Source organism: Achromobacter sp. MFA1 R4, assembly GCF_900156745.1.
Classification (GTDB): Bacteria; Pseudomonadota; Gammaproteobacteria; order Burkholderiales; family Burkholderiaceae_B; genus Achromobacter.
In genome coordinates, this window is the sequence record NZ_LT707065.1 from 1,222,718 (window position 1) to 1,235,890 (window position 13,173).

16 protein-coding genes and 4 pseudogenes are annotated in these 13,173 nt (G+C 54.5%); 2 read left to right on the forward strand and 18 right to left on the reverse strand.

The annotated features are described in order from the left end of the window. Positions 1 to 30: 30 nt before the first annotated feature. Positions 31 to 798, reverse strand: a pseudogene (locus tag BXA00_RS29490) (RNase A-like domain-containing protein); the annotation flags it as partial. A 526-nt stretch (positions 799 to 1,324) separates the two neighbouring features. On the opposite strand from BXA00_RS29490, the gene BXA00_RS28720 reads away from it, so the two are divergent. Next, positions 1,325 to 1,639, forward strand: a complete 315-nt coding sequence (locus tag BXA00_RS28720) for a hypothetical protein (RefSeq protein WP_156902743.1) — start codon at positions 1,325 to 1,327, stop codon at positions 1,637 to 1,639. A gap of 76 nt (positions 1,640 to 1,715) precedes the next feature. Here the strand turns inward: BXA00_RS28720 and BXA00_RS05555 are convergent. The 8 genes and pseudogenes from BXA00_RS05555 to BXA00_RS05580 all read right to left on the reverse strand — a co-directional run. Next, positions 1,716 to 2,030, reverse strand: a pseudogene (locus tag BXA00_RS05555) (hypothetical protein); the annotation flags it as partial. 20 nt (positions 2,031 to 2,050) lie between these two features. After that, entirely contained in the window at positions 2,051 to 2,293 is a 243-nt protein-coding gene (locus tag BXA00_RS05560; protein ID WP_076516938.1) for an RHS repeat domain-containing protein, read from the reverse strand. Next, positions 2,226 to 2,582, reverse strand: coding sequence for a hypothetical protein (locus BXA00_RS28725; protein ID WP_369825609.1), 357 nt, complete (start codon positions 2,580 to 2,582; stop codon positions 2,226 to 2,228). The genes BXA00_RS05560 and BXA00_RS28725 overlap by 68 nt, the downstream gene beginning before the upstream one ends. A gap of 672 nt (positions 2,583 to 3,254) precedes the next feature. Continuing rightward, entirely contained in the window at positions 3,255 to 3,473 is a 219-nt protein-coding gene (locus tag BXA00_RS28730) for a hypothetical protein (RefSeq protein ID WP_156902744.1), read from the reverse strand. 112 nt (positions 3,474 to 3,585) lie between these two features. After that, entirely contained in the window at positions 3,586 to 3,924 is a 339-nt protein-coding gene (locus BXA00_RS05570) for a hypothetical protein (protein ID WP_197685563.1), read from the reverse strand. A gap of 498 nt (positions 3,925 to 4,422) precedes the next feature. Next, a complete protein-coding gene (locus BXA00_RS28735; protein WP_156902745.1) occupies positions 4,423 to 4,677 on the reverse strand; it encodes a hypothetical protein in 255 nt (84 codons plus the stop codon). Positions 4,678 to 4,868: 191 nt separating this feature from the next. Continuing rightward, positions 4,869 to 5,339 carry a hypothetical protein gene (locus tag BXA00_RS28740; protein WP_156902746.1) on the reverse strand — a complete coding sequence of 157 codons (471 nt, stop codon included), beginning with the start codon at positions 5,337 to 5,339 and terminating at the stop codon, positions 4,869 to 4,871. Positions 5,340 to 5,680: 341 nt separating this feature from the next. Next, positions 5,681 to 5,962, reverse strand: a complete 282-nt coding sequence (locus BXA00_RS05580; RefSeq protein WP_076516944.1) for a helix-turn-helix domain-containing protein — start codon at positions 5,960 to 5,962, stop codon at positions 5,681 to 5,683. 526 nt (positions 5,963 to 6,488) lie between these two features. On the opposite strand from BXA00_RS05580, the gene BXA00_RS05585 reads away from it, so the two are divergent. Further along, positions 6,489 to 6,779 carry a barstar family protein gene (locus BXA00_RS05585; protein ID WP_076516946.1) on the forward strand — a complete coding sequence of 97 codons (291 nt, stop codon included), beginning with the start codon at positions 6,489 to 6,491 and terminating at the stop codon, positions 6,777 to 6,779. Between the two features lie 480 nt (positions 6,780 to 7,259). Here the strand turns inward: BXA00_RS05585 and BXA00_RS05590 are convergent, their stop codons facing one another. The 9 genes and pseudogenes from BXA00_RS05590 to BXA00_RS05615 all read right to left on the reverse strand — a co-directional run bounded on the left by BXA00_RS05590 (position 7,260) and on the right by BXA00_RS05615 (position 13,172). Continuing rightward, complete coding sequence (locus tag BXA00_RS05590; RefSeq protein WP_083714186.1) at positions 7,260 to 7,739, reverse strand: DUF4291 family protein; 480 nt, start codon at positions 7,737 to 7,739, stop codon at positions 7,260 to 7,262. Between the two features lie 139 nt (positions 7,740 to 7,878). Then, positions 7,879 to 8,031, reverse strand: a complete 153-nt coding sequence (locus BXA00_RS28745) for a hypothetical protein (protein ID WP_156902748.1) — start codon at positions 8,029 to 8,031, stop codon at positions 7,879 to 7,881. A 250-nt stretch (positions 8,032 to 8,281) separates the two neighbouring features. Beyond that, positions 8,282 to 8,674, reverse strand: a complete 393-nt coding sequence (locus tag BXA00_RS28750) for an SMI1/KNR4 family protein (RefSeq protein ID WP_156902749.1) — start codon at positions 8,672 to 8,674, stop codon at positions 8,282 to 8,284. A gap of 157 nt (positions 8,675 to 8,831) precedes the next feature. Next, positions 8,832 to 9,041, reverse strand: coding sequence for a hypothetical protein (locus BXA00_RS28755; protein ID WP_156902750.1), 210 nt, complete (start codon positions 9,039 to 9,041; stop codon positions 8,832 to 8,834). Positions 9,042 to 9,056: 15 nt separating this feature from the next. After that, positions 9,057 to 9,662: pseudogene (locus BXA00_RS05595) on the reverse strand (IclR family transcriptional regulator); the annotation flags it as partial. Between the two features lie 56 nt (positions 9,663 to 9,718). Continuing rightward, positions 9,719 to 10,393 (reverse strand): hypothetical protein, encoded by a 675-nt coding sequence (locus BXA00_RS05600; protein ID WP_156902751.1) that lies wholly within the window; start codon positions 10,391 to 10,393, stop codon positions 9,719 to 9,721. Positions 10,394 to 10,690: 297 nt separating this feature from the next. Then, positions 10,691 to 11,356 (reverse strand): annotated as a pseudogene (locus BXA00_RS05605) (transposase); the annotation flags it as partial. A gap of 47 nt (positions 11,357 to 11,403) precedes the next feature. Next, positions 11,404 to 11,859, reverse strand: a complete 456-nt coding sequence (locus tag BXA00_RS05610) for an SMI1/KNR4 family protein (RefSeq protein WP_076516950.1) — start codon at positions 11,857 to 11,859, stop codon at positions 11,404 to 11,406. A gap of 225 nt (positions 11,860 to 12,084) precedes the next feature. Continuing rightward, positions 12,085 to 13,172, reverse strand: a protein-coding gene (locus BXA00_RS05615; protein WP_156902752.1) for an IS3 family transposase whose coding sequence is annotated in 2 segments (ribosomal slippage) — positions 12,085 to 12,920 and positions 12,920 to 13,172 — 1,089 coding nt in all. Because the reading frame shifts where the segments join, the coding sequence is not laid out codon by codon here. Position 13,173: the final 1 nt, after the last annotated feature.

Here is a 13,173-nt window from a genome sequence, read left to right on the forward strand (position 1 = left end):
AGGGCATGCCGTTATAGGGCTGCTCTTTTTTAGAACGACTCTGACTACCGTCGCATCCACTGCCGCAGCCGCTCCTCTCGCGAGCACGACACCCACACCTTGGAAGACCGGGCCGCTCAGGCCCAATTTGGCGCCATTATGGGCCGACGCTGCCCATGTCGCCACCGTCTGAGCCTGACGGCGCATTAAGGCGTTCACCGCACGCTCCGCCCCCTCAACGGAATGAAAGGTCGAGGCGGCAGGCAGATGCGGCTCATTACGCAGCCTCGCTTCCAGGAATTCCTTCGTCTTGCCGACATGCTGTGCAAGGGTGTGCCCACCGGGGCTTCCGAGGACGCTGGCTTCATGTCGGGACAGCGATATCCGACCGGCGATCACGCTTGAAACCCGAATCGCCCTTATTGCGCCCGCGAATCCTGCGGGAACGGCAACCTCGACCGCCAAGCCCAGCGCCTGTCCCGAGCCGGGAGTTGCGCCCAATCTGGAGGCAAGCTCTGTAAGGCCCCTTTCGGTCAAGGATCGCGCTTGCTGCCCCGTCCATGCTTCATGCAGGCCAACCGCTGCCATATCGGAACCGTGGGCGCCTAGGAGAACACAACCAGCCTTGGTCAAGCCGGTGGGCTCAGGCACCACGCAGAGCGCAGCACCGCCCACCATTTCCGCCACGCCCGCCGCGAGGGTCAGGCCGCCCCACATTCGATTCGAAACCGTCGCTTCACTGCTGATCGAATCGCCTTGCAATATGGCTGCCAACTGCACCGGCGTGAGCACAATATTGATGCTTGAATCTTCAGTCATCCGTCTGCCCCGTATGGAAATAGGGCAACGAATGTCACGAAAATCGAACAGCCAGTCGATCAGCCTTGTCCGAAAACGCTGTTTTATCGGCGCAGACCGCAAGCGCAGCGGGAAATTCCGGTCGGCAGTCCGCAAACGCCACCCGCCTCATGGCTACACGACTTCAGCGGACAATCACCCCGCCACATACCCCTGACCTGCTCTGATTTTTCACACCACCGGGATTTGGAATTTGGCTTCGGTTAGGAATCCTGATGCGCTGCAGACGTCAACGGCCGCGGGGCGGCAAGCCGCCACGCGACGCTGGGGTCGTGTACGGAAAACTTGCAGCCCCGCTACGTTCCATCTCGCTTCCTTCTCGCGTTGGAAGCAATTTTCTCAAATGCCAACAGGTAAGAATTGCTCTGAGTAGATCAAACGCACAGCTATCGACACAGGCCGGTCGACCCGTTAACTTCATGATCTATCAATCAAATGATGACGCGATTGACAGGTCTCCGAGTATTTTTGTTCCGAGGAACCCGTGATGAAGAAAGCATTGCTTTTAGAGGCAACTGCATCGAGTCTTGAAGAAGCGAAGAGCGCAATTGAGTCCTCCGTCGGTCTTTCATTGGCGGCGCATGAGAGTGCGTACCATGGAGGAGAGTATTTCCGTGGTGACCTTTATGGAGCCAACTTAATTCTGCAAGCGAACTTTATCGAAGATGATGGAGAGCCTGCCGAAGCAGACTTCCCTGGTGCAGACCTTCTGGTCTATCTCGACGGCGAAATCGGCGCCGTTGACTGGGCTGCGAGTCGCTTGATGGCGTTAAGCAAGGTGCTACGCTCAAGCACATACTGAACGTGGGAAAGGCCGAGGCATCCTCCGTCGTAGGTCAGCTTGTGGCCTTGCGCGGCGTTGATTTCCAGATTGGCGTTCACGGCCTCGACCGTCGTCTGCCGTTCATCAAGGCATAGCCGTACCAGTAGTCGCGGTTGCGCCAGGTATCGGACGAATCGGTGTACTGGGTCTGCACCCGGGTCCGATTGCCGTTGGCGTCGTAATCGATGATCTGGCGCAGGTAGCTGTCCGAGGCCTGCCGCAACCGCCCCAGCGCGTCATACGCCATGATGTTGTTCTGGTAGACGCCTCCCCCCTGCGCTGTGCGCTCGCGCACCTTGTAGCCCGCATGGTCATAGGCATAGTCCGTGACCTGCCCGATCGCGGCGTCGTAGATCTTCGTCACCTGGCCCGCGGCATCGTAGCTGTAGTTTAGGTTCTGGCCACGCGTGTTTGTCTGTTCAGCAACTGGCGGGCGTTGTCGTAGGTGTAGAAGTACTTGGCGCCGCCGATGTCGGTGTGCGCCACCAGTCGGCCGAAGTAGTCATAGGCCCAGGTCGACGCGTTGCCGTTGCCGTCCGCCTCGAACGTCTTGTTGCCGCGCGCATCATAGGCGGTGCTTAGGCGTGGACATTCCAGGTTTGCGCACGCCCGTGACGTTGCCGCGCAGGTCATAACGGAAGCAGGTGGTCTCGCCCGCGCCGTTGGAGGAACTGAGCTTGTTGCCCAGCTCGTCATACGTCACGCGTTCGATGACGGTCTTGTAACCCGTATGGACGAGGTCCACCGCGTTGCCCGCGATGGCGTAATTGGCGACCGCCGCGGTCGACGTCAGGATCAGACGGCCGATGTTGTCGTAGCTGTAGCCGGTGTTGTTGCCCAGGGCGTCGACCCATGCCACATTGTCGCCCAGCGCGTTGTATTCATAGCGAAAGACGCCGCCGTCGGCGCGTATCTCGCGAATGCGGTTGCCGCGCGCATTGTATTAGACGCCGTTGGCGTCGCGCGTGGCAACGTTGTAGCCGACGGCGTCGTAATAGAGGTGTATGGCCGGGCAAGCCCCAACGACCCCGTCCGCATTCGCGGCGGACCGCGGAAGTCATTTGGTTGTTGGCGTTGTAGGTGTAGCGGGTGATCCAGCAACGAGACCGTGGAGCGGTCACTGTCAAGGTGTTGCGTTAGCTGTTATAGGTGCGCGCGACGCTCGGCCGGCCGGACCATATTAGGGTCTCAGACTACATTTTCGTTAACTCGACAGAAAATGGAAGTCTGACATATCAACTTGCGCAGCATGACACCCAAACCGGAAAGGCTAATAAAGCGTCGGAGCGGCAATCCCCACACCAACCGCGAATATTAGATTCTCCGGATTCTATTCCACATATAATCCAAGATAGCATAGGCATCTCCTTCCCCATTGAAGCCAGCGAGAAACCCTTGCCTCGAATTTCTCACAATTGCCATCAATTTTTCAGATGCATCTTCCTCATCCAATCCCAAACCTGCTCTTAACTCATATCCAAACGCGTCATAAGCATCGCCGACCGCTCGACCCTTGTCGTCGTCTGCCAAAATATCCAAAACCTTATCTGGAATTATCTTATCCGCATCTTATATTAATTTATCGAACACAACCCTATCGGAAAATTGATTCATTTTTCAAATCGCCTTTTTGCAGGAATATTATTATATTTTGTTTGCCCGGAAAACTATCCACCAATTCCGCCCCGACTCCCACGAGAACATCGGTTGACATTATTTTCTGAGTTTCAGCAGAATAACTCATAAATTCAGGATGGCCTTTAAATACCCCATCTCGGCGCATCCTTCTAATATCATTTAGAACATTGGACACGGTGTTTCTAAGACCCAACGGCAGCTTACTCAAATCCAAAACACTTGTACTATTTTAACTAACCGTCCGAAATTCGAGCCCTTCCCTGGCAGAGCACTTTCTCTACCTGCGACTATTCGCCTTCAATTTCTGCCAATAAAGCAGCCATAAAGGCGCGCCGATCGGTGATTTCATCGTCAAATACAAGCTCCACACCTTCAAAGAGAGCGTCAAATTTCTCATATGGATCGGCTAAAAACATGCTTAGCAGATTTTTTTGTCGATCCTGCGCATTCTTTGTGTACGTATGGAACTCAGGTAAAAGAAGCGCTCGAACCGCACTGGCTACACCGCTAGGGCTGTTCACATCCAGTCCTTGAAGCTGTTCACAGTCCGCATCACTAACAAAATTAGCATCAAAAACCTTAAGCAAACTGAGCAAATCCAACATTTCTTTTTTTACTTTCATCATTTCCCCCAAATTGGGAATGCCGTATTTACCTTGCCATTCCTAAACCAAACCTGAGCTGAGTACGATTCACCATAGTTCAGCGAAGTCTTCTTGTAGCCTTCACCGATCAAGTAGTCGAAGCTAATAGGCCGCTCGGCCAAGGTCAGATCACCCGCCAACCGCGCGCCGCCCGCCCCATGTCCCGACAGGCTTGGAATCCCATCCTCTTGAAATCCAAGTAGTGCGGCAGCTCATGCTTAACCGGAAGGACTGTCGGATTGACTGGAAGCTGCTTCATCCTAGTCCCGTGCGCACGCGCAATGAAGCTTGGATTGCCTTCTGTGCCGTAAACCGACACCCCTCGCCTTTCAAGGTATCGCGCAGCTGGCGTAGCTTTTCAGCGGGATATAGCGCGCCATTGAACGCCGCGGCGCTAGATTCAGCCCCAACCGTATATGGAACAACAATTGAGGAGGCTCACTGATTGGCCCTAGCACCCTATCAACTATTGACCAAGGCCTAATCAATCGTACGCAGGAGGGTTCGTCGAACAAACTCTTCGGCCTCCTTCTCACATCCAAAGGCACCCACATAACATTCATCAAGCAGTTTCTGCCAGGACAATTCTCCGTCAGAGAATGCTTCCGTCAGTTCCCTCGGAATTCCTTCGAGAAGCGGCAGGTGTTTAAGATAATTCCTGAAGGCTTCCATAGCTGAATCCACATCCATTCCAGCCTGGAAGCCAAAGATTCCTTCTAGCGTGCGGCGAATCAATGGGTACTTATCTTTATTTTTTCATTCTTATGGCCTGGTGGCCTGCTCAGATTTTCCACACCACCGGAATTGTGTGGGGGGATTACATCGCCCCCGACGATTGGATCGAGATCCAACTTTTTCTGAAGGGAGGAAGGGGTGATAAGTGCGGATCGCTCCGGTAGCGGCGGCATGACCTCCGCCACGTACCGCTACGCCTTTTTCGTAAATATGAGCCCACCGGCCGTGGGGTGAACCTTCGCATCCCTCATGGCCCACGGGGTTATATGCAGCGGTATCGCCACTCTACTGACCCCACTTTCTGCAAACAACAGATTCACGACAGCAACTTCCAAGTTTTGCTGCAATTGATCCGGCTGGATCACCTGCATGCCAACAAAGGGAGCAGACAAGAAGTCGGTTATGAAAACCGAGGCGCCATCACGCATGCCAGCAAAATGAGGAGATACCGCAGCTCCACGACTGGCGCTAATGCGACAAAGCTGAGATTGCTGCAATCTGGTGATTACCTGCTGCGCCAGATCGTCAGTTGGCCTTTGTGCTTCTGCGCGCGGATTACCATAACCCTCTGCGATAACAAAGCAGATTGCTTCCTGCCTTAGCTGCTTGGCGATGGCGTCCCAAAGAGTTGGACACTTTTCTGGATTTTCAGGAAATAACATTGAACCTCCAGATCAATTGGAGCCGTAGAGCTTGCATGGGGAGTAGCAGGTCGAAGGATTGCTTTCTCGATTTCATCAATTGGGGCGGAACCTGGTGCATGGCGACACTCGTGAAAATGTGGCTACGGCAAGATTTTGGCTGGGCGCAAGCGTAATAGATTATCGAGATCTTCGGCCGCGACCAACGTCTCCAGAATGCAACTTGCATTCCCTTCGTTTCGCCCCGCTGCACACCGATCGCCTACTCGATAGAGACATGATGGGGGGCCTTATACCGGTGACGGAGTCCAGGATTTTTGCGGCCGCGGAGTAAGAGCCATCAACTCAGGGACAACGAATTGTCACGCGGCCCCGTGCACGCGCATTTCCACCTGCAAACCTGCGGCCGCCGCCATCTTCACCAGCGCATCCAGTCCAAACAGGTCGATTTTTCCCCGCATCAGTTCGGATAGCCTAGGCTGAGTAACGCCGAACAGGCGGGCGGCCTCCACCTGGCTGATCCCTGACTGCGTGATGTGGTGCTTCAACGCCATCATCAAGACGGAACGCAGCTTCATGTTCTCTGCTTGCGCAGGGCAGTCTTCGATGGCATCCCACACGCTGTCGTGCTGTGAGTTTCTCATCAGGTCAGTTCCCTCGACGAATCCCGGTATCGCGTTGCAGACAGGCCCAAGTCTGGTTGTCGGGTCTTATGCAATTTCTTTTGAAAGCAATGTAGCACCTGGACCGTCTCGGAGAACTTGGCGCCGTTCCCTAAGCTGCTGACGAGGGACACTGTCGCGAGTCACGCCTTTGCTGTCGATCAGATGGGTCCGAATCTTGTCGACAATCTTCGGGAAGCCGGTCGACTCCCCGCACACTTCGCGACCAAAGCCGAGGCTATGCAAGCAGGTTGGAAGCCAGGCAAAGCCCTGAACAATGCTGTTCCGGGCGGCCAATTGGGTGGAGATAGGTTCAGAGAGATACGGGAGCGATTGGTTTTCCTGGAGCTCCCAATCGAATGTGGTACGAAGCAGATATCGGACTCAGCAATACAATGAGTCGAGCCAATCGGCCTGGCACGCGCTTACTCGATTCCAACGATGGCATGGGATTCTTGCCCCCCGACCATTACGAACGTCTGTACTAACTCCCGAACCGAATGAATCCGTGATCATTGTCATCAATGGAAGCGCAATCCACAGCGAGCGCGATCTGCACGACTTCTTGAAGGCTCAGCTCCAACTGGGTGATTTCTACGGCTGCAACTCGGCTGCGTTATGGGATCGTCTAACGACAGATGTTGAGCGACCAGTTCACATCGTTTGGGAAGACTCAGAGAGCAGTCGCATCGCTTTGGGCGATGCGACGTTCTCGAAGTATGTAAAGCTCTTCAATGACGTTGCTGACCAGGACGCGGAGTACGGATGGGACGATAGATTCTTGTTCACGCGTAAATAGAGGCGGCGCGCCTTAACGACGCGCCGTTGTTCCAAGCAGAGGAAGGGCGGTAGCTAGTGATCCAGCCCATAGCGCGTACCAGTACGAGCAGCTTAAGCGTGATCTTCTTCCAAGAGATTGCTCATCCTGGCGATTTGATGTCGGTCCGCTTTTTCTGCGAAATCTTGTGGCTGGTGCGATCCCCGTGCCGCGCCATTGACGGATGCGTAGATGAATACCCTTTATGAGTTCACTATGAAAATTCTACGTGGGGATTCCACGGAGATGCCTGAGGAGCTAACGGGCGCCTATGTCACGTGCTACGCTGCGGCACCTGACTACCAAGCAGCGGTCAGGAAGGGAGTATTGGCTATTACACAGATGGGATATAAATTCGACGACCTGAGGAATGAGGTGAGAGAAATACCTCTTGCGTCGTGCGCCGAATATCTGATCAAGGTCTGGCCTGATTACCTCGATCAAATGCCAACTGCGGCTCAGTTAACCGACGTGGTAAAGGCGGGGCAGGTGTTCTTCGGTCCGTTCGCGGGGTTTACTGGCTAGACAGCCTCTCGTTGGCATAGCGCTTGATCTGATCCAATTCCAACGGATATACGGCTCCACTGGCAAGAGGGACTTGGCCGCATCCAGCTTCTTCTCGATAACCAGCGCGTGGATGCCATGTGCCAATTCCGTCGGATCCGTGATTTGCAGTATCCATTCCTTCACATGGAGATCGACCGCTTGCTTACTCAGGCCGATCTGAATGGCTCGGCTTGGCAATGGTTGTAGCAGCAGGCCCCGCTCTGGATCCCATTGGGCGCGCACAGGGGCGTTCTCCTTTGCGTGCTGCCATTCTTCTTTGCTCATCGATTCGTCAGGGTGGCTTGGACAACTGTGGGGCAGTGCCCACTCAAAGCCTTCACGCGAAATGTCAATTTCGAGGGAATTGACGATGAGCATGAAGATGGAAGGCGACATCAAACTCTGATCGAGACGATGCGAACACCAAGATCTTTCAGTCGCCGAATCGCAGCATCTGCCAGCGCGTCATCACTTATAGGCAAGTAGAACTCCCGGCCTGCTTCATTCGTGTAGCTGAGCGTCTCCGAGACGGGAGTTAGCCGAATGAAGTAATCCTCCAAGCGGCCCCATTTCCGAACAGGAACTCGTCGATATCTTTCGGGTTAGTAGTCATGATGACCTGCTCTGAGCTTTTTACACCACCGGGATTTTTTGGGTTGATGACATCACCCCCGACGATTGGATCCATGCCCCCCACTTTCTGCAAGCAACGGCTTCACGGCAGCAACTTTCAAGTCTTGCTGCAATTTGTTCCGGCTGGATTACCTGCACGCCAAGATAGGAAGAAGACAAGAAGTCGGTTATGAAAACCGAGGCGCCTCCACACCTACCCGCAAAATGAAGCGATGCCGCTTTTTCCTCGACTGGCGCCAATGCGACAAATCTGAGATTGCTGCAACCTGGTCATTACCTGCTGCCAAAATCGCATACTTTGCGCATCAAGAAATTTGAGATATTTTATTCCGTATAAAATCTTGAAAGGTAGGGAATATTTCTTCGATTATTTTGCTAACAGGATCCACCTCCACGACCTTCCAATCACCACCTCGAAATCCAGTGCAGTAACCCTGAAAATCGTCCCCAAAGAGAAACACACCACCCGCTCCAGCCAGGTCCTCGCCATATAACTCAACGGATTCTATTAACCCACTATAAATCATATAACTCGCGTTTCCCAATTCCCCCGCACCGATTTCCAATAAAAAATCAATATAATCTTTCGGCGGATTTAGCATGAAAGGATTTAAATCGGCTGCAAACTCGACCGCAACCAAACCATCAAATGGGGTGCCTCGCCCTTTTTTCGCCGCTAGGTCATCGTATGTGGACACAACTTTCTTCCTTATCTGTTAAATATGTCGATCGACGGCCTGCCCGATCGATGCAAACTAGCGTGGCGCTGGTCTTGCGCCCACGAGATTTGCCCCCCTCGTTAAGAAGATAGGAAGGACTAAGCTGCATAACGAGCGGCCCGTGCCCTGACCTGCTTCAAGCTGATAAAGCATCGACAGACTGCGACGACACGGCCATTTCCGTCGCCATTTTGGTATGGTTGACCCCATTTGATGCAGACTGCTTTTTTAGCTCATCAAGAGCATAGACAAGCTCCACACGGCAGCCAACACGGACAAGAGGGACATCTATCTTGTCGTTGACGTAGATCCCGACATCGCGCATCAGATCGGTCCGAATCTGCACGACTTCGGCGGACGATCACCCCGCCACATCCCCCAACGCCACACTGGCCGCCAGCGCCTCCCGCTTCACCGCCTCGACCACCGCCCCATCCTCCGACACATCAAACCCGCCCGTCGCACCCAACGCGGTCAATACCGCGCATACCCGTCCGGTATGGTCATACAGCGGTGCGGACACCGCGCTGATGCCGCGCAGATTCGTGTCCTTGACGGTGGCGCACCCCGATGCCCGCACCTCGCGCCGCAGGGCGCCGATGTGGTCGTCGCGGTCCAACAGCGCGCGCTGCTGGGGCGGGGCGTCGGCCAACTCGGCTTGCGCCAGCGCCTGCACGGACGCCTCGTCCAATAGCCCCAGGAACGCGCGGCCCGTCGCCGACCACAGCATCGACAGCACCGACCCGACGCGCACGTTCACGGTGACCGGCAGGCCGGGTTCCTCGAAGCGCACGATGGTGGGGCCTTTGTTGGCCATGACCGCGATGAAGCAGGTGACGGCCAGGCTTTCGCGCAGGCGTACGAGCGCGGGTTCGCCGATGCGCAGGGGGTCGGCCTGGCGCATGGCGGCCACGCCGACGTACAGGGCTTCGAGGCCCAGGTGGTACTGCTGGGTGGCGACTTCCTGAAATAAGGTGTCAGACTACATTTTCGACCCACCGCACTTCGTCGACGACCTACACACTACAGACGCAGAAAGCCGCGCACGCGCCTGTCTAGCTCTATGCTTTCACTTCCGAAAATGGGTCTGTCCGCCGCCAAGAAAAAGACGCCCTCGTCAAGCTCCTTCACCATCTTGCAGTGCCCCCTCAGCCGCGCCGCCACTTCAGCAGCGCTCAATGCAAACGCGCGAACACATAATATATCGTCGAAATAATTAACAGGATTAAAGCGAAACACCCCATCCCTACCATCCACATCCAAAGTCGTTGACCTGCTGTTCTCGACTATTTCTTCATAATCATCCAAATACAGATTCACATCCGTTATCACAGCTGATCGATAGCAGCCAAACGCACGCACAATCTCGGGAAAAACCACCGACGAAAATCTCAAGAAATCTATCCTTTCCAGGTCAATCTTTAAACCAAGGGAATCGTCAGATGTGGCTCTGTCGCTTACCACGCCCGGAATTCTCGATGCGAAGATTACCCCCCCGCTCATACCAGGCATCAAGCACGGCGAGAGATTCGTGCTAGCGCTTTCCCCTTCCCCCGGATCAAACGTCTCCATTCCATCGAAATAGTTGCCAGAAAAAAAACCAGATATTTTTGATAGCTTATCAACGAGTTCTGAATTTAATTCGATCACACTCTCTGCAACCTGTGCCCGCCGTCTAAATATCGCCTCGATTTTCATACCAGACCCTTACCGTCGCACTCTTGTGCTTATGTTCTGTATACCAAAGCGTCTCAGTCCTTTTGCGCCTCTCTTCGGGCTTTAGTTCAGGGAAATTCGATTACGCCCACGTAGCCGGGACTTTGAGAAATCGCTTGACTTTTGCGCTCTAACCCATCAACAACATAGCTAGAGATATACCGCCCCTCTCTTGTATCGAACGGAATGGTGCGTGTTTTTGCATCGATGGTGTTTTTGCATCGACGGGAGTGTGAGAGTTTTTTTGTTCTAGGCATTACTCTGACGTTGCCTCATTAACTAGCCAGCCGGCTGCGATTCGATACGGGGCCGGGTAAATCGCTGCTCATAGAGAACGGCGAACTGTTGCATGGCCTCGGTCCAATGATGTGTTGCCGATCCCCATTTGACGGAGATGTTTCGTGGCGCCAACCAGAGCAGCTTAATGGCTGCATCGTCTGAGGGGAAGTGGTCGCGCGTCTTGATGATCTTGCGAAGCTGCGCATTTACGCTCTCTATCGCATTGGTAACCGGCATGATATAGCCGGTGCCTCACCGTTCCGCGCCGCGCACTTCCGGCGGAAACGCGAAGAAAGGAATTACGCGATCCTAGGCGTTGCGCCAAGCAGCGCGGATCGTCGGGAATTTCTGGCTCCAGAGGCCTTCAGAAAAGGCATTGAGCTCGACCCGGGCCGCCTCGGCACTTGTGGCGGTATAGATCGGCCAGATAGCCGCGGCAAGCGCCTTACGGTCCTTCCAGGTGGCGTAATCCAGGCTGTTGCGAATCAGATGCACGATGCAGGTTTGCAGCGTGGTTGCGGGAAGTACTGCGCTCAGGGCCTCAGGCATGCCCTTCAGCCCTTCGGACACGGCGATCAGGATATCGCCCACGCCTCGCCTCTTGAGATTGTTGAAGACCTTCTTCCAGCGCTTGGCGCCTTCGGTGCCTTCGATCCAAAGGCCCAGGCTAACTGATCGCGGATTCTTAGCCGTAAAACAACCGAACCAGGCAATCAAGTCGAATAAAGGGCTAAATGCTGCCGCATGAAAGCTGAGAAATCCTCGGAAATGGCCCGATCGACCTCCTTGCTAAATATGTTGTAACTGACAACAGGAAATTCGTCCCCGTCGCCTTCACTTGCGTCCAAGCACCAACAAACCTCGTCGTCGTGAAAATAAATCACCACAAGATGATCAGGCAACCCAAAACGATCCCGACAAGTAAATGTGTCACCAAGTACCGACCCACCTGTCATCAACTCGGCATTGTCATCCTCAATCCCGGAAATTTCCGCGGACACAATACCGCCGCCTCCATATACCTCCAAGAATCGCTTATATGACGGTGAAAGTTGCAACCCAAGTAGGGCTTCAAGGCGCTGAACTTGATGTCCAGACGCTGGCCCCAGCCAGAAGATTTCGTTGCCTGCGGCTTCTGCCGCCATGGCAAGTTCATCGTATTCAGCCATTATCAATTCCCCTTGAAATCATCAGCGCGAGACGTCCACCAATCTTGCCGAAAATCGTTGTACTGTTTATTCAAAACGGGATCGTTTCGGAAGCTGAAATACCTTATTAACTCTCACATCAACAAAAATGTGGAGGCCGGGATCAATATCGCTCAGGTTACGGTAAACAGTCAGAACGACCTTCGGTAATCCCCCCATCTTTAGCGATTGCCAGAAGTAGGAACGCTACGCGGCCATGGCTAACCGCTGTTTTGGGGTAAATCCGCCCAGAGCCATATTTGGGCGCTCGTGATTGTAGGACCACATCCACTGCGTGGCGGCGCGCTGCACGTGATCCAGATCGTCCCAATGATATTGGGATAGCCATTCGTAGCGCACGGTCCTGTTGAACCGTTCGACGTAGGCATTCTGCTGTGGCTTGCCCGGCTGGATATATTCGAGTTTTATGCCCCATGCCCCGGCCCACTCGACAATTGCCGCGCTCAGGTATTCGGGTCCGTTATCGCACCGAATGGCCAAGGGCTTTCCCCGCCAGCCGATGATCTGCTTGAGTGTGCGGATCACGCGCTCAGACGGCAACGAGAAGTCAACCTCAATGCCCAGCGCCTCGCGGCTGAAGTCGTCAATCACGTTGAACACGCGGATGCTGCGCCCATCGGCAAGCTGGTCATGCATGAAGTCCATCGACCATACCTGGTTCACGTTGGTGGGCACGGTCAGTGGCTCAGGCGTCTGCCGCATCAGCCGTTTGCGCGGCTTGATACGCAAGTTCAGTTCGAGCTCGCGATAGATCCGGTACACACGCTTGTGGTTCCAGCCGAAGCCTCGAACATTGCGCAGATAAAGGAAGCACAGACCAAAGCCCCAGTTGCGGTGGTTGTCGGTCAGACGTAGCAGCCAATTGGCGATCTCCTCGTTCTCAGCGTCCGCCTTGGTGACGTACCGATAACAAGTCTGGCTGACCCTGAACGCCTCGCAGGCCATCCGGATTGATACGCCGCGATCCTGCACTGCACGTTGGGCCATCTCGCGGCGGCGAGATGGCCTCACCACTTTTTTTCTAGCGCCTCCGTCACGATCTCAGCCTTAAGCTTCTCCTCGACGTACATCTTGCGCAGCCGGGCGTTCTCGGCCTCCAGCTCCTTCATGCGCGCCATCAGAGATACGTCCATGCCGCCGTACTTGGAACGCCACTTGTAGAACGTAGCCGAGCTGATGCCCAGCTCTCGGCACAGCTCAGGAACGGCAAGACCAGCCTCCACGCGCTTGATGGCTTCAATGATCTGGCTATCCGTAAATCTCGACTTCTTCATG